Annotated in this window: 27 protein-coding genes; 18 read left to right on the forward strand and 9 right to left on the reverse strand. The window is 64.4% G+C overall.

Features of this window, described 5'->3' with window-relative positions; all coding sequences use genetic code 11:
- The first annotated feature begins 343 nt into the window (after positions 1–343).
- The gene (locus tag D9M09_RS04280; RefSeq protein WP_034759823.1) at positions 344–631 is read left to right on the forward strand and encodes a hypothetical protein; all 288 of its coding nucleotides are present in this window, start codon (positions 344–346) and stop codon (positions 629–631) included.
- A gap of 51 nt (positions 632–682) precedes the next feature.
- On the opposite strand, the gene D9M09_RS04285 is transcribed toward D9M09_RS04280, so the two are convergent.
- Positions 683–961, reverse strand: a complete 279-nt coding sequence (locus D9M09_RS04285; RefSeq protein ID WP_139143662.1) for a hypothetical protein — start codon at positions 959–961, stop codon at positions 683–685.
- 417 nt (positions 962–1378) lie between these two features.
- Here D9M09_RS04285 and D9M09_RS04290 point away from each other — a divergent pair, with 417 nt between their 5' ends.
- The 8 genes from D9M09_RS04290 to bufB all read left to right on the forward strand — a co-directional run bounded on the left by D9M09_RS04290 (position 1379) and on the right by bufB (position 8933).
- Entirely contained in the window at positions 1379–1903 is a 525-nt protein-coding gene (locus D9M09_RS04290; protein ID WP_070313696.1) for a hypothetical protein, read from the forward strand.
- Positions 1904–1954: 51 nt separating this feature from the next.
- A complete protein-coding gene (locus tag D9M09_RS04295) occupies positions 1955–3586 on the forward strand; it encodes an ExeA family protein (protein WP_121668658.1) in 1632 nt (543 codons plus the stop codon).
- 1 nt (position 3587) lies between these two features.
- A complete protein-coding gene (locus D9M09_RS04300) occupies positions 3588–4280 on the forward strand; it encodes a general secretion pathway protein GspB (protein WP_121668659.1) in 693 nt (230 codons plus the stop codon).
- 100 nt (positions 4281–4380) lie between these two features.
- A complete protein-coding gene (locus D9M09_RS04305) occupies positions 4381–5877 on the forward strand; it encodes an alkaline phosphatase family protein (RefSeq protein ID WP_070292142.1) in 1497 nt (498 codons plus the stop codon).
- A gap of 94 nt (positions 5878–5971) precedes the next feature.
- On the forward strand, positions 5972–6496 hold the full coding sequence (mobB, locus tag D9M09_RS04310; protein ID WP_121668660.1) for a molybdopterin-guanine dinucleotide biosynthesis protein B: 525 nt from the start codon (positions 5972–5974) through the stop codon (positions 6494–6496).
- A gap of 57 nt (positions 6497–6553) precedes the next feature.
- Positions 6554–6754, forward strand: coding sequence for a YjfB family protein (locus D9M09_RS04315; RefSeq protein ID WP_034781856.1), 201 nt, complete (start codon positions 6554–6556; stop codon positions 6752–6754).
- A gap of 233 nt (positions 6755–6987) precedes the next feature.
- Positions 6988–7290 (forward strand): BufA1 family periplasmic bufferin-type metallophore, encoded by a 303-nt coding sequence (locus D9M09_RS04320; protein WP_070292140.1) that lies wholly within the window; start codon positions 6988–6990, stop codon positions 7288–7290.
- A gap of 17 nt (positions 7291–7307) precedes the next feature.
- Entirely contained in the window at positions 7308–8933 is a 1626-nt protein-coding gene (gene bufB / locus D9M09_RS04325; protein ID WP_121668661.1) for an MNIO family bufferin maturase, read from the forward strand.
- 4 nt (positions 8934–8937) lie between these two features.
- On the opposite strand, the gene D9M09_RS04330 is transcribed toward bufB, so the two are convergent.
- From D9M09_RS04330 to fumC, 3 genes are all read right to left on the reverse strand, one after another.
- Positions 8938–9222: a hypothetical protein gene (locus tag D9M09_RS04330; RefSeq protein ID WP_070221826.1), complete on the reverse strand. Its 285-nt coding sequence runs from the start codon at positions 9220–9222 to the stop codon at positions 8938–8940.
- A gap of 125 nt (positions 9223–9347) precedes the next feature.
- A complete protein-coding gene (locus tag D9M09_RS04335) occupies positions 9348–9569 on the reverse strand; it encodes an RNA-binding S4 domain-containing protein (protein WP_121668662.1) in 222 nt (73 codons plus the stop codon).
- A gap of 95 nt (positions 9570–9664) precedes the next feature.
- Positions 9665–11059, reverse strand: a complete 1395-nt coding sequence (gene fumC / locus D9M09_RS04340; RefSeq protein ID WP_070221825.1) for a class II fumarate hydratase — start codon at positions 11057–11059, stop codon at positions 9665–9667.
- 172 nt (positions 11060–11231) lie between these two features.
- Between fumC and D9M09_RS04345 the strand changes: the two genes are divergently transcribed.
- Complete coding sequence (locus D9M09_RS04345; protein ID WP_162995572.1) at positions 11232–12350, forward strand: type IV pilus assembly protein FimV; 1119 nt, start codon at positions 11232–11234, stop codon at positions 12348–12350.
- 429 nt (positions 12351–12779) lie between these two features.
- Here the strand turns inward: D9M09_RS04345 and D9M09_RS04350 are convergent, their stop codons facing one another.
- Together D9M09_RS04350 and D9M09_RS04355 are read right to left on the reverse strand one after the other, a co-directional pair.
- Positions 12780–13076 (reverse strand): flagellar protein FliT, encoded by a 297-nt coding sequence (locus tag D9M09_RS04350; protein ID WP_070221823.1) that lies wholly within the window; start codon positions 13074–13076, stop codon positions 12780–12782.
- A gap of 177 nt (positions 13077–13253) precedes the next feature.
- Positions 13254–14081, reverse strand: a complete 828-nt coding sequence (locus D9M09_RS04355; protein ID WP_099410574.1) for an HDOD domain-containing protein — start codon at positions 14079–14081, stop codon at positions 13254–13256.
- 155 nt (positions 14082–14236) lie between these two features.
- Here D9M09_RS04355 and D9M09_RS04360 point away from each other — a divergent pair, with 155 nt between their 5' ends.
- From D9M09_RS04360 to D9M09_RS04370, 3 genes are all read left to right on the forward strand, one after another.
- Positions 14237–16306 carry a M13 family metallopeptidase gene (locus D9M09_RS04360; RefSeq protein WP_121670964.1) on the forward strand — a complete coding sequence of 690 codons (2070 nt, stop codon included), beginning with the start codon at positions 14237–14239 and terminating at the stop codon, positions 16304–16306.
- Positions 16307–16373: 67 nt separating this feature from the next.
- Positions 16374–17009 (forward strand): class I SAM-dependent methyltransferase, encoded by a 636-nt coding sequence (locus D9M09_RS04365; protein ID WP_121668664.1) that lies wholly within the window; start codon positions 16374–16376, stop codon positions 17007–17009.
- 174 nt (positions 17010–17183) lie between these two features.
- Positions 17184–17369, forward strand: a complete 186-nt coding sequence (locus D9M09_RS04370; protein ID WP_034759763.1) for a CsbD family protein — start codon at positions 17184–17186, stop codon at positions 17367–17369.
- Positions 17370–17442: 73 nt separating this feature from the next.
- Here the strand turns inward: D9M09_RS04370 and D9M09_RS04375 are convergent, their stop codons facing one another.
- The 3 genes from D9M09_RS04375 to D9M09_RS04385 all read right to left on the reverse strand — a co-directional run bounded on the left by D9M09_RS04375 (position 17443) and on the right by D9M09_RS04385 (position 22090).
- Positions 17443–19653, reverse strand: coding sequence for a S9 family peptidase (locus D9M09_RS04375; RefSeq protein WP_121668665.1), 2211 nt, complete (start codon positions 19651–19653; stop codon positions 17443–17445).
- 190 nt (positions 19654–19843) lie between these two features.
- The gene (locus tag D9M09_RS04380) at positions 19844–20683 is read right to left on the reverse strand and encodes a PhzF family phenazine biosynthesis protein (RefSeq protein ID WP_121668666.1); all 840 of its coding nucleotides are present in this window, start codon (positions 20681–20683) and stop codon (positions 19844–19846) included.
- 15 nt (positions 20684–20698) lie between these two features.
- On the reverse strand, positions 20699–22090 hold the full coding sequence (locus D9M09_RS04385; RefSeq protein WP_070313707.1) for an MATE family efflux transporter: 1392 nt from the start codon (positions 22088–22090) through the stop codon (positions 20699–20701).
- 192 nt (positions 22091–22282) lie between these two features.
- Here D9M09_RS04385 and D9M09_RS04390 point away from each other — a divergent pair, with 192 nt between their 5' ends.
- From D9M09_RS04390 to D9M09_RS04410, 5 genes are all read left to right on the forward strand, one after another.
- The gene (locus D9M09_RS04390; RefSeq protein WP_083293754.1) at positions 22283–22960 is read left to right on the forward strand and encodes a beta/gamma crystallin family protein; all 678 of its coding nucleotides are present in this window, start codon (positions 22283–22285) and stop codon (positions 22958–22960) included.
- A 178-nt stretch (positions 22961–23138) separates the two neighbouring features.
- Positions 23139–24011: a beta/gamma crystallin-related protein gene (locus D9M09_RS04395; protein WP_121668667.1), complete on the forward strand. Its 873-nt coding sequence runs from the start codon at positions 23139–23141 to the stop codon at positions 24009–24011.
- A 102-nt stretch (positions 24012–24113) separates the two neighbouring features.
- Positions 24114–25106 carry a beta/gamma crystallin-related protein gene (locus tag D9M09_RS04400; RefSeq protein WP_070221817.1) on the forward strand — a complete coding sequence of 331 codons (993 nt, stop codon included), beginning with the start codon at positions 24114–24116 and terminating at the stop codon, positions 25104–25106.
- Positions 25107–25267: 161 nt separating this feature from the next.
- Positions 25268–25933: a beta/gamma crystallin-related protein gene (locus D9M09_RS04405; protein WP_121668668.1), complete on the forward strand. Its 666-nt coding sequence runs from the start codon at positions 25268–25270 to the stop codon at positions 25931–25933.
- A 96-nt stretch (positions 25934–26029) separates the two neighbouring features.
- Positions 26030–26950 carry a DnaJ C-terminal domain-containing protein gene (locus D9M09_RS04410; protein ID WP_070292121.1) on the forward strand — a complete coding sequence of 307 codons (921 nt, stop codon included), beginning with the start codon at positions 26030–26032 and terminating at the stop codon, positions 26948–26950.

The following is a 26950-nucleotide window of genomic DNA, read 5'->3' on the forward strand; positions in this document are numbered from 1 at the left end:
GCAGTCCCGCATTTGGTTGAGTGCGCCTGTCTCGGTTCTTTTATTTGTCGGGCGGCGAAAAAGCTGAAGGCACTATATTGTCGCCCCGATGGCTTGTCAACAGGTATTTAAGTGGTATTAATAAATGCGTTGCGCGATGACGCGCCATGCCCGAGGGTGTGATTGCAAGCGATTGTTAATAAAGGAGTTTTTGTGTTTCGTGAATGGTATTGAAATTGGCCTTGTTTAATGCCAATTTTTTCCAACTGGTCTGTTGTTGGTGATGCGGTATTGCTTGCATGCATGCTTGGCAAGGGGCGCCATGAAGAGTAAAGTCCGGCTTTTACACCTGAGTTGGAAGAGCATGATGAACGACAAGGCAGCAAAGAGCGAGTACTGGGACGACTGGCAGCAAGAGGCGCTGGCCGCCGGTGTGTCGGCGCCGCTGGCCGCGCTGGGCATGGAAATGATGCGCACGCACCGCAAGAACCGCTGGCCGAAGGATTTCCTGGGCCGCGAAAGCGATGGCCCGGTCATGATCGAAATGTGCCTGGAAGATGAGGCGGAAACGGAATTGTTCTTTATCGAGAACCTGTATCCCTACGATGCGGCGCTGATCGAAAAGACGCGCCGCCGTCTGTGCCTGCACTGATCGTGCGCTGACGTGTGACTGGAACGGCCGCCTTGCGCGGCCGTTTTCACGTCAGTTACTGAATTTTTCGCTGCTCGTGGTGGCTCTGGCGCGCATGCGCAGGCTCAGCAGCACGATGGTGACCAGCAGCAGCGAATGTGTGCCCGGTTCATGCGAAGCGGGGGCGTGCAGGCTGGCGTCTTGCGACTGGAAACTGGCCAGGCGCGTGGCCAGGGTGGCGGGTGCCGCCTGGTAGCTGGCCTTCTGAACCGGCGCCGTGCCCGCCGCATGCGTGCTTCCAGCGGTCCAGAGCGACAGGGCCGCGCCCAGCAAGATCATTGTTCTCATCATATTCTTTATTTCCGCCGAGGGCTGTCAATCGATTACACATGGTCCCGCCGTATGCCGGCCCATGTCCTGTCCCCAGTTTGTATGCTTTCCGGCGTTGCTTATAGTGCACCGGAATGATATCTATTTATAAATTTCGTGTATTAAAACATAATAAAACAAAAATGCAAACGTCTTTTTGCAAATAAGTGCATGCGCTGCCTGTGCTTGCCGGGTGCGGTCTGTCTGTTGCATAGGGGAAATGACGTGGCATTTTCATGGGGGAGTGTCATAATGGCCCAGGCATTTCCGCCCAGGCATGGAGTAGATGATGAGCAAGGCACAGGACAGCAAGAAAGAAGCCAAGAAAGAACCGGCCAAGACCATGAAGGAAAAGAAGGAAGCCAAGAAGGTCAAGAAAGAAGAGCGCAAGCGCTGATCATGCGCGTGCGCCGTTCATTGACGCGCCCGTGGCGTGCGCCGGCCCTGCTGGCGGCGTTCGCCCTGCTGGCCGTTGGCCTGCCCGTGTCCGGCGTGCTGGCGCAGCAAAAGCCGGCGCCGTCCACGTTCGGGCAGGTGGTGGGCAATGCCGTGCTGTGCATCGACCAGATCGACAACAAAGCTTTTTATGCGTATTTGCTGACGGCCTTCGGCCCCGCCTACAAGCATGAAGGGGGCGCTTACTGGTTCCGCACGGACGCCACCTTGTGGGGCGCGCCGATTACCGACGTGATCGTCAGCGACGACACCAGTCCCCTCGTCTTCATGGGCGTGGTGGCGGACGCGACGCCGGAAAAGCTGGAGCCGGCCATCCGCGGCGCCTCGGGCCTGCGCTTCAATAAACTCGACAATTCCGCCTTTCCTGTCCGTGGTTCAATGCCTGGCAGTAAAATCGTCTACTTCCGTAGCAAGGCGAAAGTCTATTGCGCCAAATACAAGCCGTTGCCGCCCGCCCGCACCCGCTGAGGGTCTCGGCTTGCCGCCGCGCATTTTGATCGTTTCATCCGCAGGGTCTCCATGTACACGCATTATTTCCAGCTCAAGCAATCGCCGTTTTCGATCGCGCCCGATCCGCGCTACCTGTTCATGAGCGAACGCCACCGCGAAGCGCTGGCGCATTTGCTGTATGGCGTGGGCAGCGGCGGCGGCTTCGTGCTGCTGACGGGCGAAATCGGCGCCGGCAAGACCACCGTGTGCCGCTGCTTCATGGAGCAGATTCCGGAAAACTGCCAGCTCGCGTATATTTTCAATCCGAAGCTGTCCGTCGAGGAATTGCTGCTGTCGATCTGCGAGGAATTCCGCATCGCCGTGGCGCCCGGCGTGGCCAGCGTGAAAGGCTATGTCGACGCCATCAATGCGCACCTGCTGGCCAGCCATGCGCAGGGCAAGAACAATGTGCTGATCATCGATGAAGCGCAAAACCTGTCCGCCGCCGTGCTGGAGCAGTTGCGTTTGCTGACCAATCTGGAGACGAGCGAGCGCAAGCTGCTGCAGATCATCCTGATCGGCCAGCCGGAATTGCGCGCCATGCTGGCCCGGCCCGAGCTGGAGCAGCTGGCGCAGCGCGTGATCGCCCGTTATCACCTCGGTTCGCTGACGGAGGACGAGACGGCCAGCTATGTCCGCCACCGCCTGGCCGTGGCGGGCAGTACGGCGCAGACGCCGTTCGCGCCCCGTTTGATGGCGACCATCCATTCCTTGAGCAAGGGAGTGCCGCGCCGCATCAACCTGCTGTGCGACCGCGCGCTGTTGGGCGCTTACGTGGAAAACCAGCCGCAGGTGACGCGCCAGATATTGCGCCGTGCCGCCGAGGAAGTGTTTGCGGAAGAGGGCAAGCCGGCTGCCGGACGGGGCTTGCGCTGGCCGCACGTGGCCGCTGGCGTGCTGGCTGGTGCGCTGGTCACGGCCGCGCTGGCCTGGCATTTCATGCCACGCACGCCTGCCACAGTGGCCGTGGCGAAAGTGCCCGTCGTGGTGGCGTCGGCGGCGCCCGCTGCGACACCTGTCCCTGCGTCCGCGCCCGTCAGCGTGCCTGACCGCAACGCCGTGCTGCGCCAGCTGGCTGGCCTGTGGGGCGAGCAGTTGCCGGCCGGCGACGCCTGCCAGGCGGGCGCCCGCGCCGGCCTGCGCTGCCTGCACAGCCGGGGCGGCATCGCCGAGCTGCGCGTGCTGGACCGTCCCGCCATGCTGGCCTTGCGCGATGCGGGTGGCACGGAACAGCTGGCGCTGTTGACGCGTCTGCAGGATGATACCGCCACCTTGATGCTTGATGGCAAACAGCAAAGCCTGCCGCTGGCTCAGCTGGCGCAGCGCAGCGATGGCAGCTTCACGACCTTCTGGCGCGCTCCGCGCAGCTGGCGCGACGAAGTGCCGCTGGGCGCGCGCGGCGCCGACGTGGATTGGCTGGCGCAGCGGCTGGCGCAACAGCGGGGCTTGCCGGCGCCGGCCGCCAATCTGCCGCTCGATGCCGAGATGCAAGGCCAGCTGCGCGCTTTCCAGCAAAGCCAGAACCTGCGGGCCGATGGCCTGGCGGGCCCGAAAACATATATACGCCTGATGCAGCTGGGTGACAATGCGGAGCCGCGCCTGAGCAGCGCGGCTCCTGCCGTGGCGGCGCCCGCTGCGACGGCGATGGTGGCGGGGAAATAAGATGTCCTACATACTTGAAGCACTGAAAAAATCGCAGGCCGAGCGCCAACTGGGCGAGTTGCCCTCGATCCATGCACCGCAAGTGCAGCTGCACGATGCGGCCGCGTCCGGCGCTGGGCGGCGCGCGCCCGTCTGGCTGGCGCTGGGCGGCGTGACGGTGGCCGTGGCCGCCGCCCTGCTGTTCTGGCAGCCCTGGCAGGCAGGCACGGCTGCACCTGCGGCCGCTCCTGCCGTGCTGGCCCAGGCTGTGCCCGCGCCGCTGCCAGCAATCGTCCCGCCGGCAGTCCCTGTACCTGTCCCTGTATCCGCGCCGGCCCCCGTCACGCAAGTCACGCCCGTGCCGCCAGCGGCCACGGCCGCGCCCGTGCACCATGCCAGGCCTGTGGCGGAACCGAAGCAGGAAACGCCAGGCCAGACGCTTCCCGTCGTCCCGGCTCCGGCCGTGCCCCCGCCGGCAGCCGAAGATGCCGTGCCCGGCATGCGCGACCTGCCCGAGCCGATACAGCGGCAAATCCCCCCGGTCGCCATCGGCGGCTATATCTATTCGAAGAATCCGGCGGACCGCCTGTTGCTGATTGACAAGGTCCTGCGCCACGAAGGCGAGGAACTGGCGCCCGGCCTGGTGCTGGAAAAATTGCAGCCGAAAGCGGCCATCTTCAGTTTCAAGGGCTACCGCTACCGCGTGCCGTATTGAGTTGTTGTGCATCAAGGCCGGGGCCCCATAGCTGAACCATACTGGCCTGGCCTGGTCGAACCAGGGTCGCTGCGACCGTGTGCGCGGCCGGGGAGTTCCGATGATTGCTGCCGCAGCTGGTGAGGGTGCTTTTGATGCGCATGGCCTGGGTAACCTGGCGCGCATCGACCATATCGTCGTGCTGATGATGGAAAACCGTTCCTTTGACCACATGCTCGGCTACCTGAGCCTGGAAGGCGGGCGCGCCGATATCGATGGCTTGCAGGCCAGCCATGCCAACGTGCATGCGGGTGTCCGCTATCCCGTGCACCATTTGCGGCGCACGGCCTTTGGCCCGCAGCAAGACCCGTCGCATACGGGCACGTCGGTGGCGCAGCAATTGCAAAATAATAATGGCGGCTTTGTCGACGACTATGCGCAAACGCATCCGGGCGACCCCGACATCGACCTGGTAATGGGCTATTACAATGGGGCCGACTTGCCCATGTACGATTTTCTGGCGCAGCAGTTCTGCGTTTGCGACCGCTGCTACAGCTCCGTTCCTGGCGCCACCTGGCCCAACCGCCTGTATGCGATCAGCGGCAAGGCGGCCGGCAGCCGCGACAGCAAGCGCGTGCCCCTGTACACGAACAAATCCTTCGTGCGCCACCTGGACCGCGCCCAGGTCAGCTGGAAATTTTATTCCGCCTGGAAGCCCTGGAGCCTGGCGCTGACGGACGACCATTACCGTTCGTCCGAGCTGTACGAACCGTTCGGATCGAGCGCGCGCCGCTATGGCTTCATCGGCGATGCGCTGGCGGGCGCCTTGCCCTCGGTCAGCTGGATCGATCCGCATTTCTTTGAAAACGACGACCACCCGCCGGCCGACATCCGCGCCGGCCAGGCGCTGGTGGCGCAGGTCTACCAGGCCCTGTCGCGCGGCCCCGCCTGGGCGCGCACCTTGCTGATCCTCAGTTATGACGAGCACGGCGGCTTTTTCGACCATGTGCCGCCTGGCGCCGCCATCGACGACGACCCTGCGTTTCGCCAGTACGGCGTACGCGTGCCCATGCTGCTGGTGTCGCCGCTGATCGCGCCGGGCAGCGTCAGCCACGAGGTATACGATCACACGTCGATCATCAAAACCATCCTGCAGCGTTTTTGCCGCGCCGCCGATGGCAGCTTGCCCCAGATGGGCGCGCGCGTGGCGGCCGCCAGCGGCCTGGGTGCCGTGCTGACCCTGGCGCAAGGCCGCGTGGCGCCCGCCTTGCCCGCCGCCGTCGTGGCGCAGCGCGCCGCCTGGGAAGCCGATGTGCGGGCGCAGGATTTCGCCCCGCCGCCGCCCGCTTGCCAGCCTGATGGCGAGCTGGCCTCCGCTGTCGCCGTCCCCTTCCAGTCCGATGCCGAGGCGGGCGCGATCGCCGCCCACCGGCAATTGGCGCGCACGGCCAGGAATGCACATGCGCTAAATGGCAAAGCAGCGGGCAAAACAGCGGGCAAAGCTGCGGGTAAAACGGCGGGCGCGGCAGCGCCGAAGTCGTCGGGCCGGCGCCGTCGGCAGGGCGGCAAGCCGGCGCCTCTTGCCGCTGGGAATGGCGAAAAACCTGGAGTCGCGTGACTTGGGTGAAGAGCTGGACGATGCGCCGGGTCTGCGTCGGCGGTCGCGCCCGTGGGGCTGCGTATAATCATTCCTTCTCAATCAAGGAGTGACCATGCACGATGCGATGCCCCCACACCCGGTACTCGGTGTGATCGGCCGTTCCGGCAGCGGCAAGACGACCCTGCTGGAATTTGTGGTGAAGGAACTGGCGGCGCGCGGCTTGCGCGTCAACCTGGTCAAGCACAGCCACCATGACCTGGCGCTGGAACCGCCGCAAAAGGACAGCGCCCGCCTGCGCATGGCGGGGGCGGCGGAGGTGCTGGTGGCGTCGCCGTATCGGTTTGCCATCGTGCATGAGCTGCGCGGGGCTCCCGAGCCGAGCCTGGCGCAGCAATTGGCCCGCATGGGGCCGGCAGACCTGACCCTGGTCGAGGGTTTCAAGACGGACCCCATTCCCAAGCTGGAAGTGTTCCGTCCGGAAGTAGGGCAGGCGCCCCTGTATCCGTATGACCCGCATGTGATCGCCGTCGCCTCCGACAGTCCGGCGCCGGCCGACTTGCGCGAGGGCGTGCAATGGCTGGACTTGAATGCCCGCGAGCACGTGCTGGCCTGGTTGCTGCACAGGCTGGAAAAATAAGCTAAAGGTTTGCCGGCGGCATCCGTTAACAAGAGTAGAACCTCATTGGAGAAACGTATGGACGTCGGAAGCATTGCTCAACTGTCAACCACGATGGCGGAGACAGGCACGCGGCAAGCCGTTGGCTTGACTGTCCTGAAAAAAGCCCAGGATATCCAAAGCTCGACCGCCACCGCCTTGCTGGCAGCGTTGCCGCCGGTACAGTCGGCGCCGAGTCTGCCGGCTCATCTCGGTAACCGCATCAACACGACAGCCTGAGCGCGGTCCCGCGGCGCCAGTCCGGCGCTCGCCATAGATACGCCCACACCACCGTCATCGACGGTGGCGCGTGGGCGTTTTTGTCTGTCGTTTCGCCATCCTTTTCGCCTTCCTCCCGTCTCCGTTCGCCATGACCTGGCCGATTCAGTAGAATGACGTCCATCACCTCGCGTTGTCCATCGTGCAGCCCGGGGCGTGCCCACTTTACTTTGACCCATGCAAGAGGAATCCCCATGAACAAACGTCAAGCTCTCATCGCCGCCGCCCTCGCGGGCCTCTGTGCCGGTACTTCCATCAATGCGGCCGCTCACGATGGCCCCGCCCCAGGCGACAAGGAAAAATGCTATGGCGTGGCCAAGGCCGGGCAGAACGATTGCGCTTCGTCCGACGGCGCGCATTCCTGCGCGGGCCAGGCGGAGGCGGACAACTTGCCCACAGAATGGGCGTATGTTGCCAAGGGGACGTGCGAACAGGCGGGCGGTTCCGTCAAGCCCATCAAGGCCGGCAAGACGGCAAAGCCGGCCACGCAGCCGTAAGCGTCCGCCGCCTGCCCATGCCGCCGCCCATTCAGGCGCTTGCCGGCGTCGGCCTGCGCGCCGCGCACTACCGCGACTTTCTGGCGCGCCGGCCCAAGGTCGGCTGGCTGGAAGTGCACACTGAAAATTATCTGCAGCCGTCGGGCTGGGATAACCATGTGCTGCAGACTCTGCGTCAGGATTACCCCATCAGCCTGCATGGGGTGGGCCTCGGCCTGGGATCCGCGCGCGGCTTTTCCGAGAGTCATTTGCAGCGCGTGCGCGCCGTGGTCGAGCGTATCGAACCTTCCCTCGTGTCGGAACACCTGAGCTGGGGCGCCGTGGCGCAGCAGCAACTCAACGATCTGTTGCCGCTGGCCTTGAATGGCGCCGCCCTCGATTTGCTGTGTGCAAGAGTGGGGAGGGTGCAGGATGTGCTGAAAAGGCCGATCTTGCTGGAGAATGTCTCCACTTGCCTGCGTTTTGCCGACGATGCCATGAGCGAGGCGCAATTCCTGGCGGAACTGGCGCGCCGCAGCGGTTGCGGGCTGCTGCTCGATATCAATAATCTGTATGTGAACCAGTGCAATCACGGCGAAGATGCCTTGGCGGCCATGCAGTCCATCGCGCCGGGCAGCGTGGGCGAACTGCACCTGGGCGGCCATCTGCTGACGCCGCACGCCGTGATCGACCACCATGGCGCCGCCGTGGCCGATCCCGTCTGGGAGCTATATGCGGCCGCCTTGCAGCGCTTTGGCGCCATTCCCACCCTCGTCGAATGGGACACGGATTTGCCGCCGCTCGATATCCTGCTGGGCGAAGCGGACAAGGCGCAAGCCATGCTGGCGCGCCATGCGCCGCAAACGCCATCATGGCAGGCAGCGTCGCCGCCGTCCCCGCCGCTACCCGCGTCGCTTGACGCGCTGGCCGCTGGCCAGCAGGCATTTGCCATAGCCTTGCTCGATACCGGGGCAACATTGCCATCGTTCGCAGGCGAGGCGGTACCGCAGCGTTTCGCGCTGTACTGCGGCAACTTGAGCGCCACCTGGCGCCGTACCCTGGGCCACGCCTATCCCGTCGTGCTGGCGCTGGTGGGCGAGGATTTCTTTGGCGGCCTGGCGCGCGCGTATGGCCGGCAGATGCCATCCGATAGCGCAGATTTGAACCAGTTTGGCGCCCGTTTCGCCGATTTTCTGACGGCTTTCCCGCCTGTGGCCGCATTGCCCTACCTGCCGGACATGGCGCGCCTGGAATGGGCCTTGCACCTGGCCCATTACGCGGCCGATGCGCAAGCGCTGGCGCCCGAGTCGCTGGCTGCCCTGCATCCCGATCAGCTGGAAGCGCGGCGTTTTACCTTGCATCCCGCTTGCACCTTGCTCGCGTCCGACTGGCAGGTGGCGGCCTTGTGGCAGGCGCATCAGGAGGAGGACGGTTCGGGGATGTTTCCGCAAGATCTGCAGGTGGCGAGCTGGGCGCTGGTCTGCCGGCCGCGCTGGAAGGTGCAGGTGCTGGTGCTTGATGCGGCTGCGCATGCCGCCTTGCAAGCCTTGCAGCAGGGGCAAACGTTCGGCGCCGCGCTCGATGCGGCGTTCGAGCTGGACCCGGCCTTCGACCTGACCGCGCACCTGCGCCAGTGGCTGGCGCATGCGGTCCTGGCAGCGTGACGGTTTATTCGAAGGCGCGCAGCAGGCGCGCTTCGCCCGTCTGATCGCGGTACAGGGCATTCGCGGCCAGGGTGGCGTCCATCATGCGCGTGACTTGCTCTTCTTCAAAGCGGGCCAGTTCGGCCGTGGCCGCGACGAGGGCCAGTTGCAGCCTGGCGCGCGCGCTCTGGTACAGGCTGCTGGTGTATTTGTCTGTGTTACGCAGTAGTTCTTCCGCGTTTTCTATTACCTGGCGCAAGTCGCCGATCAGGCGTTCCTGGCTGCGCGTACCTTGTTCGGGATGGTCCATGGCGCTTCCCTTCTGCAATCGATATTTATCTGACAATAACGACGTGTCGCAGCTTGACTTGGGCAGCCGGGCTGGCAGGAGTGCTGGCTGTACGCATGGGGCCGCTTTCGCGCCCCATGCCGGGGTCAGACAGGAGCGACGACCGTGATACGGATATCGCCCACGCTGACGACCTGGCCGGCGCGGATCTTGGCGGTCTTGCGCAATTCCTTCTTGCCATCGACCTTTACCACGCCGCTATCGACCATGACCTTGCCTGCGCCACCGCTGTCGCACAAGCCGATCAGCTTGAGCAGCTGGTTCAGCTCGACGAACTCGGATGTTAAATCAAAGCTTACTTTTTGCATTGTATCCCTTATTGCAATGATGTGTTTTCAACACTTGATGACGACCTCAACTAATCCATAGTTTACCTGAAGCCGCCAGCAATGCAGGGTGTAAGTCAACTTTTGTTGGGCCGCGTCATCTCCAGCGGCACGATCCATGCGCCGAATTGCTCTTCCGTCACAAAGCCCAGGGCCAGCGCCGCTTCCTTCAAGGTCGTGCCTTCGTGCTGGGCCTGCTTGGCGATTTGCGCCGCCTTGTCATAGCCGATGTGCGGCGCCAGCGCCGTGACCAGCATCAAGGAGCGTTCCATCAGTTCGGCGATGCGTGCGCGGTTCGGCGCGATGCCGTGGGCGCAATGCTCGTCGAAGCTGCGCATGCCGTCGCCGAGCAGGCGCGCGCTTTGCAGGAAGTTGTGTGCAATCAAGGGCTTGAAGACGTTCAACTCGAAATTGCCCGAGGCGCCGCCCACCGTGATGGCCACATCGTTGCCGAAGACCTGGCAGCACAGCATGGTCAGCGCTTCGCACTGGGTGGGATTGACCTTGCCCGGCATGATGGAGCTACCCGGCTCGTTTTCGGGGATCGTGATTTCGCCGAGGCCGGAGCGGGGGCCGGACGCCATCCAGCGCACGTCGTTGGCGATTTTCATCAAAGCCGTGGCCAGGGTTTTGAAAGCGCCATGGGCGGCGACCAAGGCATCGTGGGCGGCCAGGGCGGCAAACTTGTTGCTGGCCGTTTCGAACGGCTGGCCCGTCAGGCGTGCCAGTTCGGCGGCGATGCGGCCGGCAAATTCCACATGGGCATTCAATCCCGTGCCCACGGCCGTGCCGCCGGCGGCCAGCTGCAGCAGCGGCGGCAACGCTGCCGTGATGATGTGCTCGGCAAAGTCCAGCTGCGCCACGTAGCCGGAAAATTCCTGCCCCAGGGTCAGCGGCGTCGCGTCCTGCAAATGTGTGCGGCCGATCTTGACGATGTCGGCAAACTCCGTGGCTTTCGCGTCCAGGGTGGCGCGCAGCTGGCGCAGCGGCGGCAAGACCGTGTTGGCGACGGCCAGCGCGGCCGCCACATGGATGGCGGTGGGGAAAATGTCGTTCGAGGACTGGCCCAGGTTGACGTCGTCGTTCGGGTGCAGCAGGCGCTCGGCGCCCCGCAAGCCGCCGATCAGCTCGGAGCCGCGGTTGGCCAGCACTTCGTTCATGTTCATATTGCTTTGCGTGCCGGACCCCGTTTGCCAGACGGCCAGCGGGAATTCTGCGTCATGCTTGCCGGCCAGCACTTCGTCGGCCGCCTGCGTGATGGCGATGGCTTTCTTGCCATCCAATAATCCCAGGTCCAGGTTGACGTGGGCGGCCGCGCGCTTGACGGTGGCCAGGGCGGCGATCAGTTCGGGCGGCATCTTTTCCGTGGAGATATGGAAATGCTCGAGCGAGCGCTGCGTTTGCGCTCCCCAAAGCCGGTCGGCGGGTACGTCGATCGGGCCGAAACTGTCGCGTTCGATTCTGCTACTCATGGCATCCCTTTCATCGATGGAGGTGGATCGAGTGTACTCCAGACGTCAAAAAGGCACAGGATGATGCTGTATTGCATCATTTTTGCCCTGGCCCATCTATATTTTTGCGATTTCCTGCCGTTAAAGACAGGCGAGCCCCCATTATTTATCCTGTTATCAAAGCGATCAGTCCATGCAGAGCAGCATCCTTCCCCGTTGGTCTTTGATCGCGTGCGCCGCCGCCAGCCTGGCCTTGCCGCCCGTCATGGCGGCCGAACTGGGCGACATGGCCGTCCTGTCGCACGTGGGCCAGCCCCTGCTGGCCGAGATCGAACTGACGGCCCTGGCGCCCGAGGAGGCCAATGGCGTGACCGTGCGCCTGGCTTCGCCCGATGTGTACCGCGGTGGCGGCATCGGCATGGATCCTGCCTTGCAAACCTTGACGATCGGCCTGTTTGAGCGCGGTGGACGCCATTATGTGCGCGTGGCCACGCGGCAAGCGATCCAGGCGGGGCATGTGCACCTGTATTTATTGCTGGGCAATGGTAGTGGCGCCGTCGTGCGCCTGGCTACCTTGTGGCTGACGCCGGCGCCGCCCGCCGCCGTACCCGCCAGTGCGCCAGTCCGGCCAGCTATTCCGTTGCCCGCGCCGGTCTCCACGCCTGTGCCGTTGCCACGCGCCGTACCCGTCGCGCCGTCGCCCGACGCCGCCGCGCTGGCGGCCCGCGCGCGGGCCGAGGGCCTCGTGCGTCCGGCGCGCGTGTTCGTGCCGCCGCCCGCCGCACCCAAACTGGCCGCCCCCGCGCTGCCGCGCCGCGCCGCAGCGCCCGTGGCCGCCTGCGCGCCGCAGGCGGAGACGGGGCAGGCGGCAGCGTGCGTGGGGCTGGACGAGAAAAACACGGCCCTGACTGAAAAGCTGGGCGAACTGGAAGGCAAGATCGGCGTCTTGCAAAAGGCGCTGGCCCTGCCTGCAGCCGCCGTGCCGCCCGCCGCCACGCCGGCCGTGGCGGAAGCGCCCCATGCGAAACCGAAACCCCTGCACGCGGCGCCGGCTGCCGACAAGGAAAAGAAATCGGGCGGCATGCTGTGGCTCGGTATCGGCACCCTGGTCTTCCTGCTGCTGACGGCGCTCATCGTGTACATCGTGCGCAAGCGCAGGCAAGCGGCGGGTCCGGGCGCACCGTCGAAATACTGGGTCTTGCTGCGCAAGCCGTTCGGCCGCAGGAAGAAGGATGTGCCCGTCTTGACGGAAGCGGTGGAAGAAGGGGCGGCGGCCGAACCGGAAGCGGAACCGGAGCCGTTCTCGCGTTAATGCTGCCGCAAGGCGCTACCGCAGGCCGCTCACAATTTGATATAAAAAAAGATATTGAAAAAATACATGGAAACGCTTGCCAAGCACGTTGCCTGTTTCTTAAAGATGGTGCTATGATGAATTCAGTGGACTTGCTCTACGACAAAACAGCCCCAGCCTGGCGCAGTCACCAACGATAGTGTGGCGCGGCAAACCAGGTGTAGCGTTGCATAAACGCCTGGGTCTGGAAGCGGTTCGCGATGCCGACGATGTGCTCGCGAACGCCGGATGCAACCGGCAGCGAGGCGACGCCAGGAGATACCTGGGGCTCGCCTTCCAAATTCCCCCGCCTTGCCTTTTTGAGCGCCGCAGATGGCGCTCTCTCGCATGGCGGCAGACGTAAAAAAAGCACCCGCGGGTGCTTTTGTCGTTTCTGGCGCGGCAAGCTTCTTACATGCGGGCGCGCGAACCTGGCATGGCGTTCGACAGCTGGGTCATCCACGGTTCCGTGATGGCGCGGATTTCGCGGTCATTGGCCAGGATTTGCTTGAGCAAGTCGATCTTGCGCAGACGCGAGGCGCCGGCCAGGGCAGGCGCCTTGCCCGTCATGGTCGCGCTGGCGGCGCTGGCGCACTGGTTTTCCAGGGTATCCAAGCCATCCCAGTCGCTCGAACGTGCGGCCACGACCATTTGATTGGTCATTCCTGCAATATTTTCATACATCGAGAGAACGTCGTTGGAGGTCATGAGCACACCCGTAACTAGTGAATGGATTACCGCTTGTCTAGATTAACGGCGGGTCCAACGGGAACTTGAGGGTGTTTTTGAAAAAAAGTGAAAATAATTTGGATGTTTTTTTGCGGGCAGCCGGCATGCCCGCAAACCCGCATGCCTGCTCGGTTGGCGATGCGGGCAACGGCCAGCTTACTTGACGAGTTCTTCCAGGCCCGCGCTCAGTTCGGCAAGCGGCGGCATCCTGTCGACCAGCACGGAGGGCGGCAAACCGAGCGCTTCGGCCACCGCGTTGGGATAGCAGGCGATGATTTCTTCATTGCTCAGCTGGTTTTCATCGATGCGCGCGCGCCAGGCGGCCAGGTGGATGATGGCGGCCAGGCGGTTCAACGGTGGCTTGGCCAGCGGAGCGGGGAAGGCGGCGATGGCCTCGGCAAAGGCGGGCGGAAACTTCCAGCGGCGCGCCAGTTCGGCGCCCACCTGCGCATAATCGTAGCCCAGCGACACCCGCTCCGCGTCGAGCCGGCGCGCGTCGAGCGGCGGGGCGATCTTGTCGAGCTGCATGGCTTGCTCGGGCATGGCGGCATGGATCACCAGTTGTCCGATCGCATGCATCATGCCGATGGTGAAAGCCTGGTCCTGGTTGTCGCCCGTCTGCTTCGCGATCCAGCGGGCAGATACGGCGCTGTGCAGGCTGTAGCGCCAGAACTGCGGCAAATTCAGGCCCGGCACGGCTTTGAAACCGCTGACGAGGCCCGAGCTGATGACGAGGGTGCGCACGGTCACAAAACCGAGCATCAGCACGGCATCTTCCACCGTGCCGATGCTGCGCGACACATGGTAATAGGCCGAGTTGGCCAGCCGCAGCAGCTTGGCGCTCAAGGCCGGGTCCGCTCCCAGCTTGCGCGCGATGTCTTCGGTGGCGATGGCGGGGTTGTCGAAACTGCGCACCAGTTCATCGACGATCTTCGGGGCGGCAGGCAGGGCGTGGGGATGCTGGAACAGCGCTTCCAGTTGCATGGCAATCTCCTTGGCGTTCGTGCGGTACGGGATGCGGTCGTGCCACTATATGCCGATTTTTTGTCCGCATGCAAAAAAGTTAGGGGATGCTTTTTCGCCCCAAAAAGGCAGGATTTTCAGGTTATGATTTTGGCTATTACATCGAAAGGATCGCCATGCACGGTTTGCGTTTTTCCTGGTCCCGGACGCCAGTCCAGGCCGCCATCATCCTCGCCCTGGCCGGCGTTTCGCTGACCGGTTTGCCTGCCCGGGCGCATGGCCAGCAAGGGGCCGCCAGCGCCGCCGCCCCCGCTGCCGCGCAGGCCTTGCCCGGTGACGATTTCTACGATTACGTGAATGGCGACTGGCTGCGCAGCACGGAAATTCCCGCCGACCGCAGCAGCTGGGGCTCGTTCGCCATCCTCGCCAACGCCACCAACGAGCGCATCATCGGCCTCGTCGAAGGTCTGGCGGCGGCGCCGCAGGCCGATGCATCGGCGCGCCAGGTCAGCGATTTTTACCGTTCCTGGATGGATGAAGCGGCTATCGAAGCGAAAGGCTGGGCGCCGATCAAGCCGCTGCTCAAGAAGATCGACGGCATACGCGACCAGGCAGGGCTGGCCCGCGCGCTGGGCGAGAGCCTGCGCGCCGACGTCGACCCGCTCAACGCCACCAATTTTTATACGGAAAACCTGTTCGGCCTGTGGGTCGCGCAAGACTTGAACGACACCACGCGCAATGTGGCCTACCTGCTGCAGGGCGGGCTGGGCTTGCCCGACCGCGCGTTCTACCAGAGCGACAGCGCGCGCATGCAGGGCTTGCGCGCGGGCTACCAGGCGCATATTGCCGCCATGCTCAAGCAGGCCGGCTACCGCGATGCGCCGGCCCGCGCCGCGCGCGTGTTTGCGCTGGAACAGCAAATTGCCGCAAGTCACGCCAGCCGCGAGGATTCGGCCGATGTCGCCAAGGGCAATAATGCCTGGCGCGCCGCCGACTTCGCCAGCAAGGCGCCTGGCCTGGACTGGAAAGCCTTCTTCGAAGCGGCAGGGCTGGGCCGGCAGAACGATTTCATCGTCTGGCATCCGACGGCCATGACGGGCAGCGCCGCGCTGGTGGCGCGCGTGCCGCTGGCCACGTGGAAAGATTTCCTCGCCTTCCACGCGGTCAACCATTTCAGCACGATCTTGCCGAAGGCGGCCGCCGACCAGCGCTTCGCCTTCTATGGCAGCGCCCTGAGCGGCACGCCGCAGCAGTCGCTGCGCAGCAAGCGGGCGCTGGCCGCGACGAATGCGGCCCTGAGCGACGCCGTCGGCAAGCTGTACGTGGAACGCTATTTCCCGCCGGAATCGAAAGCCCGCGTGCAAGATATGGTGACGAATATCGTCGCCGCCTTCTCGCGCCGCATCGACAAGCTGGACTGGATGGCGCCGGCCACCAAGGCGCAGGCGCAGGAAAAACTCAAGACCCTGTACGTGGGCGTGGGCTACCCCGAACAGTGGGAAAGCTATGCGGGCTTGCGCGTGGTGCGCGGCGATGCGCTGGGCAATGTGCAGCGGGCGGAGCAGTTCCATTACCGGCAGGAACTGGCCAAGCTGGGCCAGTCGCCCGACCGCAAGGCCTGGGCCATGCCGGCGCAGCTGGTCAATGCCGTCAACCTGCCGCTGCAAAATGCGCTGAACTTTCCGGCCGCCATCCTGCAGCCGCCATTCTTCGACCCGCAAGCATCCGATGCGGCCAACTATGGCGGCATCGGCGCCACCATCGGCCACGAAATCAGCCACAGCTTCGACGATCAGGGCGCGCAGTTCGACGCCCAGGGCAAGCTGCGCGACTGGTGGACGCCGGCCGACCTGGCGCATTTCCAGGCGGCATCCAAGCAATTGGTGGAACAGTTCGCGGCCTACAAACCGTTCCCCGACCTGGCCGTGAATGGCCAGCTGACCCTGAGCGAAAACCTGGCCGACCTGGCCGGCGTGGCGGCCGCCTATGACGCGTTCACCCTGTCGCAGCAGGGCAAGCCGGCGCAGGCGGGGGCGGACCGCGAATTCTTCATCGGCTACGGCGTCAGCTGGCGCAGCAAGGCGCGCGAAGCGGCGGCGCGCCAGCAAATCCTCACGGATGGCCATGCGCCGGCGCAATACCGCGCCGCCACCGTGCGCAATCTCGACGCCTGGTATCCGGCCTTCGACGTCAAGCCGGGGCAGCAGCTGTACCTGGCGCCGGAACAGCGCGTGCGCGTCTGGTAGTCATTGACGGTGCCGGACGCGCAGCGCGCCGGCACCGTAAAATGGCGTGATTACTGATTGGAGCGCCATGAAGCCGACCCCACCGCAAGATCCCATCCACGCCATCACGGGCCGCACCCTGGCCCATTACGACGCCAGCGCCGAGCAGTTTTTCGAAGGCACGCGCGATCACGACGTCAGCCAGAACATCGCCGCGCTGCTGAACGCCATCGGCAAGCCCGCGCCGCTGGCCATCCTCGACCTCGGTTGCGGCCCCGGCCGCGACCTGAAGGCGTTCACGGCCCTGGGGCACCACGCGACGGGCGTCGACGGCTGCTCCCGTTTCGTCGGGATGGCGCGCGCCTACAGCGGCTGCACCGTGTGGCAGCAGGATTTCGTCGACCTCGACCTGCCCGCCGCACACTTCGACGGCGTGTTCGCCAATGCCGTACTGTTCCACGTGCCCAGCGCCGCCTTGCCCGGCGTGCTGCGCGCTTTGTACGCGTGCCTGAAACCGGGCGGCGTGCTGTTCAGCTCGAACCCGCGCGGGCAGAACGAGGAAGGCTGGAATGGCGCGCGCTACGGCAGCTACCACGACGAAGCGACATGGGCCGCCTACGTGCAGGCGGCCGGTTTTACCCTGGTCGAGCAATACTACCGTCCGCCGGGCTTGCCGCGCGAACAGCAGCCGTGGCTGGCCACCGTCTGGCGCAAGCCAGCCTGATGGACGCATTTTGTATGAATTTGGGCATGTGTTAGGAACCGTACATAGTTTTTGCGGCCTCGGGCGTACTATGGATACATCGACACGCAGCAAGCAGTTTGCAACGGCGTGTGAGCCGCAGTACCGGCCCTTTGGGCTGGACAACAGATGTACCAACTACAGTGAGGATTTATCATGAACAAAGATCAAGTCGAAGGTAAACTGAAGGAAGTCGGCGGTAAAATCCAGGAAGCCGCTGGCAAAGTCGTCGGCAGCGAAGAACAGCAAGCCAAGGGCCTGGCAAACCAGGTCGAAGGCAAAGTGCAGAAGAAAGTTGGCGACGTCAAGGATGCAGTCGAAACTGTGACCCGCAAGCCATAATTTCTGCTCCAGCATAAAAAACCGCCGCCTATCGCAAGACAGGCGGCGGTTTTTTATTTGATGCAGCGCAAGCTTACTGTGCTGGCTGCATCAGGTTCTGCTTGAAGAACAGCTCGATTTTCTTGTACACGTGGCGCTGGCCCGCGCGCGACGAGATGCCGTGCTTGGCACCTGGATACGTCATCAGGTCGAATTGCACGCCGCGGTTGACCAGCGCGTCGATCAGTCGCGTGCTGTTGCTGAACAGGACGTTGTCGTCGGCCATGCCATGCACCAGCAGCAGCGGCGACTTCAGGCCGTCGAGGTGGGCGAACACGGTGCTGGCCTTGTAGCCGTCCACGTTTTCCTTCGGCATGCCGAGGAATTGTTCCGTGTAGTGGGTGTCGTACAGCGACCAGTCGGTCACGGGCGCCACCGACACGCCCATGGCGATCTTGTCCGATGCCGCCGACAGCAGGCGCAGGGTCATGAAGCCGCCGTAGCTCCAGCCGAACACGCCGATGCGTTTAGGATCGACGAAGCTTTGCTTGCCCAGCCAGTCGATACCCACCAGCTGGTCCGCCACTTCGGCCGCGCCCAGCTTGTGATAGATGGCGTCCGTGAACGCGCGCTCGCGGCGCGACGAGCCCCGGTTATCGAGGCGGAAGACGACAAAGCCCTGCTGCGCCATGTACTGGTCGAAGTTGTTGCCCCAGCGGCGCGCCACGTGCTGCGAGTGCGGGCCGCCGTACGTCGACAGGTAGACGGGATAGCGCTTGCCCGCATCGAAGTTCGATGGCTTGACGATCGAATAGTGCAGGGTTTGGCCATCGTTGGCCTTCAGGGTGCCGTACTCCGTCGGCAGGTGGTCGGCCTTGTACTTGAAGTACGGGTGGCTGGCGTTGAGCGCGTTTTCTTCCAGCCAGCCCACCATGGCGCCGTCCGGGCGGCGGATGCTGACCTGCGGCGGCGTGGCCGGGTCGGAATACGTGTCGACGAAGACTTCGCCATTGCGCGAGAACGTCGTGTCGTGCCAGCCGTCCGCTTTCGTCACGCGCTGCGGCTTGTCGGCCGTGCTGCCGTCGAGGGCCAGGGCGTAGGTCTGCTTGTCGATCACGGCGTCGCGGTTCGACGACACGAACACTTTACCGGTCTTCTGGTTCACGGCCAGCACGCTGTCGATGCCCCACTCGCCGGACGTGACGGGGTGCAGCAGCTTGCCGCCCATGTCGTACAGGTACAGGTGGTTGCGGCCCGTGCGCTCGGACGACCACAGGAAGGTGCCGTTCGACAGGAAGCGCAGGTCGTCATGGATGCTGACCCAGGTTGTCGATGTTTCCGTCAGCAGGGTGCGCTGCGCCAACGTCGTGGCATCGACGGCGACCAGGTCGAGGGTCTTCTGGTCGCGCGACTGGCGCTGGTAGACGAGCGATTTGCTGTCCGCGCTCCAGTCGGCGCGCACCAGGTAGATGTCCGGGTTCGTGCCCAGGTCCACCTGGCGCTGCACGCCCGTTTCCGGCGAGACGATCAGCAGCTGCACCAGCACGTTCGGGTCGCCCGCGGCCGGGTAGCGCTGTTCCACGACATCGGTGCGGTCGGCGAAGATTTCAAAGCGGCGCACGACGGGCACGGGCGCTTCGTCATAGCGTTTGTAGGCGATGGCGGAATCGTCCGGCGCCCAGTAGTAGCCGGTGCGCTGGCCCATTTCTTCCTGCGCCACGAATTCGGCTTCGCCGTTGCGGATCGTGCCCTTGCCGTCGGTCGTCAGCTGGCGTTCCTTGTCCGTCTTGAGGTCGATCACATGGATGTTTTGATCGCGCACAAACGACACGTAGCGGCCTTTCGGCGAGATTTTCGGATCGAGCACATTGCCCTTGGCGACCAGGCGCGCCTTGTCCGGATGGGCCGCGTCGACCAGGTAGAGATTGCCGGCCAGCGGCACCAGCAGCTGCTTGCCATCGGGCGACCAGCTGTAGCTGAGAATGCCGTTCAGGCTGGCCGTGCGCTCGCGTTCGCGGCGCGCCTGCTCTTCGGGCGAAATCGTTTCATTCGGCACCAGTGCCTTCGAGTCGACCAGGCGGTGCGTGCTCTTGTCCTTGAGCTTGAATTCCCACAGGTCGAGCTGGAACTGGTTGTCGGCGCGGCCGCGCAGGAACGTGACGCGCTCGCCGTCGGGCGAGACCTTCAGGTTGCGCACGCCGGGGCCGGCCAGCGCCGGATCGGCGTGGATGCGTTCCAAGGTCAGCTTTTCAGCCGATGCGGGAACGCTGGCCATCGCGGCCAGAAAACAAAGAATAAAACGCATGGATGTCTCGGTAGTTGGAAGAAGAAGGGCACTGCATGTACAGGCGAGCTTGAGCGTTGCCTAAGCGTAAGACGATACCAGAGCATGCCTGTTTATGCGATAGCGCCAGCCACGGAATAAACCGTTTCTGGCCGTATTTCCTTCGTCAAAAATATCCAGCAGCCGCCCATTCCATGGCGCTTTGCCCCGGTCAGGCCAATATCGTGCCTTCGATTACCGTCAGGCATGCGCCGCCTATCCAGGCCTGGCCGGCGCGGAAAGTCACGGACACGCGGCCGTCGCGCTGCAGGCAGGTGCCCTGGCGGACCGTGTAGTCGGCGCCCGCCAGCAGGTGCGCGATGCAGGCATTGGCGCTGCCCGTGACGGGGTCTTCCACCAGCGCGCCGTGTTCGCTGAGCAGCGCGCGCACTTCGTAGTCGGCTGGTCCGCCGGCGGCGTGCGGGCCATACAGCGCCAGGCCGTCGGCGCCGGCGGCGGCCAGCAATGGCGTCAGCGCCGCGATGTCGGCGCGCACGGCCAGGCAGGCGGCGGCGCTTGCCAGCGGCACGCACAGCCAGCGGATGCCCATGTCGGCGACGGTGGCGCCCGCGGCCAGTTCTCCGCCCAGCGCTGTTTGCAGCAGCGGCAGCAGATCCGGGGCCAGCGCGCGCGTGGTGCAGGGCGGCGCCTGGAACGCCAGCACGCCGCCGGCGCCCCGTTCTATCTGCACCAGGCCGACGCCGCATTCCTGCACGATGCGCGCCCCCTTGGGCTGCATGCCCGCATCGAGCAGGGCGTGCGCCGTGCCCAGGGTCGGGTGGCCGGCGAACGGGAATTCCATCTCGGGCGAAAAGATCCGCACGCGGTAATCGGCGGCCGGGTCGCGCGGCGCCAGCACGAAGGTGGTTTCCGACAAGCCCGTCCAGCGCGCGATGGCCTGCATCTGCGCGGCGTCGAGGCCATTCGCGTCCAGTACCACGGCCAGCGGATTGCCGAGGAAGGGCACGCTGCTGAAGACATCGACTTGCTTGAAGGGGCGTTGCTGCGGCATGGAGTGCTCCTTGTCTCAGGCTGCGCGCAGGCGCTGCAGCGACAGGCGGTTCAGATACCAGGTCAGCAGCACGGCGGCCACCGTCAAGCCCGTGACGAGACCGATCCAGAAGCCGGCGGCGGCCATCGGTTCTGCCGGCGACCAGATGAAGCCTTGCGGCGCCAGGCCCAGCACATAGCCGATCGGCAGCGAGAAGCCCCAGAAGGCCAGCAGCTGGATCAGCATCGGCTGGCGCGTTACCTTGTAGCCGCGGATGGCGCAGGAAGTGGCCACTTGCGTCGCGTCGGACAGCTGGAACAGGGCGGCGAACAGCAGCAGCTGCGCGCACAGGGCCTGCACCTGAGGATCGGACGTATAGGCTTGCGCGATCTGGTGGCGGAAGACGGTGATCAGGGTGGCCGAGACGATGGCCGCCGTCAGCGACATGGCCACGCCCACCCACGAAATGAAGCGCGCGCGGCGCAGATTGGCTTCGCCCACGGCATGGCCCACGCGCGTGACCAGCGCGATGCCGAAGGTGAGCGGCACCATGAAGACGACGGACGAGAAATTGAGGGCGATCTGGTGCGCCGACACCTGGATCACGCCGAAGCGCGCCACGAGCAGGCTGATGACGCCAAAGGCGCTCACTTCGGCAAAATACGTGACGCCGATGGGCAGGCCCAGGCGCAGCATGGGGCCGATTGACGACAGTTGCGGCCATTCCCAGTGCGTGAACGGATACGTGGCGTGATAGGCGGGGGCGATCCGGATCCACGCCAGCATGGCCAGCAGCATCATCCACACGCAGCAGGTGGTGGCCACGGCGCAGCCGACGCCGCCCAGTTTCGGCATGCCCCAGTGGCCGTAGATCAGCAGGTAGTTGACGAAAATATTCAGCGCCAGCGCGGCCAGCGCGATGACCATCACGGGCTTGGTCTGGTTGATGCTGGTGCTGTAGCCGTACAGCGCGCGGTAGGCGGCAAACGGCGGCAGCGCGCAGCTGATGATGTGCACGAACAGCTTGGCCTTGGACGCCACGGCCGGTTCCAGCATCAGGTGGTCGAACACCAGCGCCGCCATGTTCGTCAGCAGGCATGCAACCAGGCCGACGAGCAGCGCCTTCCACAGCGACTGGCGCACGATGTGCGGCACGCGGTCGTGGCGCGCGGCGCCGATTTCATGCGCCACCAGGGTATTGATCGCCATCATGATGCCGCTCACGGTGACGAGCACGATGGACCAGATGGCCGCGCCCAGCGACACGGCCGCCAGTTCCTCGGGATTCGTATGGCCCGTCATTGCCACGTCGGCCGCGCCCATGCCGACGGTGGCCAGCTGGCCGATCAGGATGGGCCAGGCCAGCTTCCACAGCGACGAGACTTCATTGCGGATGGCGGGCAGGGTGAACGAGGTAGTGTGTGGCATGGGCGGCAAGCTTGACTAAACACAAGATTCTACCGGCATTCGCCGTGCTTGTCCGCCGGGGCGCCCCGGAGGCCGGACCGGCACGGTAATCATTTGTTACAGCTAAGTGGGCCAGTCGCGGATAGACTGCGCGCTCTATTTGGCAAAATGACCAAATAGTCAACCGCAGTACCCTGACTATGGAGCAAGACCATGCTGAGACATACCCTGAACTGCGCCCTGTTGCTGGGCGCCGCCATGACGGCCGAACTGGCCGGCGCCGGCGAACTGACCCTGTATTCGCGCGACGATTATCACGGCCGCTCGCAGACCGTGCGCGACGCCGTCGCCGACCTTGAAGATCTGCGTTTCAACGACACGACACAAAGCATCCGCGTGCGCTCGGGCCGCTGGGAAGCGTGCGAGGACGCCGATTTCCGCGGCGCCTGCTTCCTGCTCGAGACGGGCGAGTATCCGTCGCTGGATGGCCAGGCCAACAAGATCACGTCGCTGCGCGAAGTGCGCGGCGGCTGGGACGGCCATCGGGGCCGCGACCGTGACGGTGAGCGCGACCGGGGACGCGACTGGGACGGCCGCCGTGACCGTGACCGCGAGCGCGGCCATTTGCCCGGGCGCTCGCTGGGCGGCGAGCTGACCTTTTATACGCGCGACGATTTTGCCGGCCGCAGCTTGAGCGTGAGCAACGCTTCCGCCGATTTGCGCGAGCGCGATTTCAATGACACGGTGCAAAGCGTGCGCGTGCGCTCCGGCTATTGGGAAGTGTGCGAAGACGTGGGCTTCCGTGGCCGCTGCCGCACCTTGGCGCCGGGCGAGTACGCGAGCCTTGAACGCATGAGCAACCGCATCTCGTCGGTGCGCGAAGTGCGCTGACGCGGGGCAGGCAGTACGCGAAGTGGCAATAACAGGCCCGCAGGGGCCTGTTATTGCTTTTGGTAACAATTTATTGTGCTTTTCGCATACTTTGTTACACCGTTTTTTCTGTGGATGGCTACACTGACATCAGTTGTCATGTCGATCACTTACTTTTGCCGCCACCGGAGACCGCCCCATGAATCGCCCGTTCGCCTTTGCTCTGCTGTGTGCCAGTTCGCTGTTTGTCCACCTCGCGGCGCAGGCCGGCGAGATCCGCCTGTACACCGATGACAATTTCAAGGGGCGCGTAGTCGTCTTGCGCGATACGACGGACGACTTGTCGCGCGTTAATTTCAATGACACCGTCTCGAGCATCCAGGTCGATTCGGGCAGTTGGGAAGTGTGCACGCATGCCGATTTCAAGGGCGATTGCAAGACGCTGGAACGGGGCGACTACCGCTCGATGCCGGGCATGAACGATAAAATCTCGTCTGTGCGGGAAACCGGCGCCGGGCAGGGCAGCGGCAGCGGCGGTGGACGCCGCGCGGCGCTGGAGTTGTTCGCCGACGGCGGCCAGCGCGGCGCGTCGGCCGGCGTGAACTCGGACCGCGACGACCTGGTCGACATCAGCTTCAACGACCGCGCCAGCAGCGCGCGTGTCGAATATGGCTACTGGCAGTTGTGCAGCGATTCCAACTACCGTGGCAGCTGCCGCGTGTTCGGGCCTGGCAGCCACGATGACCTGGGCAGCCTGAATGGACGCGTGTCGTCGGCGCGCCTGGTCGATCCGCGCGAAGAGAATCGTCCGCAAAATGACGAGGGCCTGGTGGTGCTGTATGGCCGCGCGTTCCTGAAGGGGCCTGGGCTGCAGGTGAACCGCGACGTCAGCGACCTGGTACGCCTGAACTTCAACGACCAGGCTGCATCCCTCGCCATCAACGAGGGTACCTGGGAAGTCTGCACGGACTCGCAGTTCAACGGTAGCTGCGAGCGCATGGGGCCGGGCAAGTATGAAGTGCTGAACACGACGCTCGACAAGCGTATTTCCTCGCTGCGCCGGCTGTACTGAACGCATGACCGGGCCTTCCGCATGGCCTTGTATTTGTTACACTAGCATCCTGGCGCAACCGCCAGGCAAATCATCACCAAAGAATGAAGAATGGAGTTAATCATGACGGGCCCTTTCAAACACACGCTGGCATGCGCGGCGACCTTGCTGCTCTCGCTGGGGGCCCATGCGGCCGCCCATGCAGGCGATATCACCTTGTTCGAAGACGTTGATCTGCGTGGCCGCGCAGTGAACCTGCGCGAGACGACGGACGATTTGTCGCGCTTTGGGTTCAACGACAAGGTGTCGAGCATCCTGGTGCGTTCGGGCACGTGGGATGTGTGTACCGATGCCGGTTTTCGCGGCAATTGCCGTACCCTGGGACCGGGCGAATACCGTTCGATGCCGGGCATGAACGACGCCATCAGTTCGGTACGCGAGTCGGGGCGCGGCGATGGCAACAATCCGGGACGCCCGGGACGCGATCCCGACCGGGGCCATGGCGGCTATGGCCGTGGCGGCACCCTGGAAGTGTATTCGGGCGCGGGCCAGAATGGCGGCTCGGCGCGCCTGAACCGCGACACGGACGATTTCGTCAATATCGGTTTCAACGACCGCACCACCAGCATCGTCGTCTATAACGGTTACTGGCAGCTGTGCAGCGATTCGAACTACAACGGCGTGTGCCGCATCTTCGGCCCTGGCCGCCATGACGACCTGGGACGCGGCCTCGATGGACGCGTCTCGTCGGCGCGCATGGTTGACGAGCGCGAGGCGCGCCGCCAGCAGCAGTACGATAATCAGTACCAGCGGCCGCAGTACGACCAGCCCCAGTATCCGCAATACCAGCAGCCGCAGTACCAGCAGCGCGGCGCCGTCCTGCTGTTCCCCGAAGCGGGCATGCGCGGCGAACCGCTGGCGCTGGACCGCAATGCGGAAGACCTGGTGCGCTACAACTTCAACGACCGCGCCTCGTCCATCGTCGTCAACGAGGGCCAGTGGGAAGTGTGCAGCGATTCGAACTTCCATGGCCGCTGCGAAGTGATCGGGCCGGGCGAATATGGCCGCCTGAACAGCATGGAAAACCAGATTTCCTCGCTGCGTCGCGTACGCTGATCCCGTCCTGGACGTCGTGCTGACAGACCGCCTGCCGGGTTGATCCCGCCAGGCGGTTTTTACATTCGCTGCCGTGCGCTGACATTTGCTTGCCCTTTGTTACACTCGCCGCCTGCCGCCTGGTCTACACTGGCGAAAATGTCATCAGTATTGGAGTTGTCATGGTTCGATCTTTCCGGCCCGCGCTGTTGTGCGCCGCCACCTTCCTCGCCCCCCTTGCCGCATCCGCGGGCGAAATCACCCTGTTCGAAGATGCCGGTTTCCGCGGCCGCCCCGTGACCCTGCGTTCCGACACGGGCGACCTGTCGCGCATGGGCTTTAACGACAAGACCTCGAGCATCATCGTGCGCTCGGGCACCTGGGAAGTGTGCAAGGACGCCAATTACCGTGGCAATTGCCGTACCTTCGGACCTGGCCGCTACGGCAGCATGCCGGGCATGAACGACGCCGTTTCCTCCGTGCGCGAAGTGGGCCGTCCTGGCCATGGCGGCGGCGACCACCGGCCTTACCCGCCGCGTCCGGAGCGTCCTCACCCCGGCTATCCCGGCCACGGCGGCGGCCACCGTCCCGACATGAATGGCGCCGTGCTGCTGTTCCCCGACGCGGGCATGCGCGGCCGGCCCGTACGCCTGGACCGCGAAGTGCGCGATTTGAGCCGCTATGGCTTCAATGACTGCGCCGAATCGGTCGTCGTCAACTACGGCCGCTGGGAATTCTGCGTCGATGCCAACTTCCGCGGCCGCTGCGTGGTGATGGGACCGGGCAGCTATGGCCGCCTGCACGGTGGCCTCGACCGCCGCATTTCCTCGGTGCGCCGCGTGCGCTGATCCCGCTGCCGGGCGGCGTTGTATCGTGCACACGCTGCCCAGCGACTAATTCGTGTACTCTTCCATCAGGCAGTTCAACCATGGGGAGCCGGCACGGTGGAATACAAGGACTACTACAAGGAACTGGGCGTCGAAAAGACGGCGTCCGAGGCCGAGATCAAGAAGGCGTACCGCAAGCTGGTACGCAAATACCATCCCGACGTGAGCAAGGAACCGGACGCCGACAAGCGCACCAAGGCCCTCAACGAGGCCTACGGCGTGCTGGGCGACGCGGAAAAGCGCGCCGCCTACGATGAACTGGGCCGTAACCAGGGCGCGCAGGGCCAGCCCTTCCGGCCGCCGCCGGACTGGGGTTCGGGCTACGAATCATCGGGCACCGACGACAGCGACTTCTTTGCCGACCTGTTCGCCCACGTGGGCGGGCGCCGCCGCGCCGGCGGCAGTTTCCAGATGCAGGGCGAAGACAGCCACGCCGCCATCACCATCGACTTGCAGGACAGCTACCAGGGCGCCAAGCGCCACATCGTCATGCGCGTGCCCGAAGCGGATGCGCAGGGCCACGTGGTGACGCGCGAGCGCACCCTGGAAGTGACGATACCGAAAGGCGTCACGGAAGGACAGCAGCTGCGCATGAAGGGGCAGGGCAATCCCGGCAGCGGCGGCGCGCCCGCCGGCGACTTGTACCTGGAAATCCGCTTCCGGCCCGACGCGCGCTACAAGGTGGAAGGGCGCGACGTGTTCGAGACGGTGCCCGTTACGCCGTGGGAAGCGGCGCTGGGCGGCGAGATCGACGTGCCCACGCCATCGGGCACCGTGACCGTCACCGTGCCGCCCAATTCGCAGACGGGGCGCAAGCTGCGTCTGAAGGGGCGCGGCATTCCCGCCGCCCAGCCGGGCGACCTGTATCTGCTGCTGGAAGTGGTGCTGCCGCCGGCGAACGATGACAAGGCGCGCGAACTGTATGCAACCATGGCGCGCGAGATGGCTTTCAATCCGCGCCAGAAGCTGGGAGGATAA

It is taken from the genome of Janthinobacterium agaricidamnosum (genome assembly GCF_003667705.1).
Classification (GTDB): domain Bacteria; phylum Pseudomonadota; class Gammaproteobacteria; order Burkholderiales; family Burkholderiaceae_D; genus Janthinobacterium.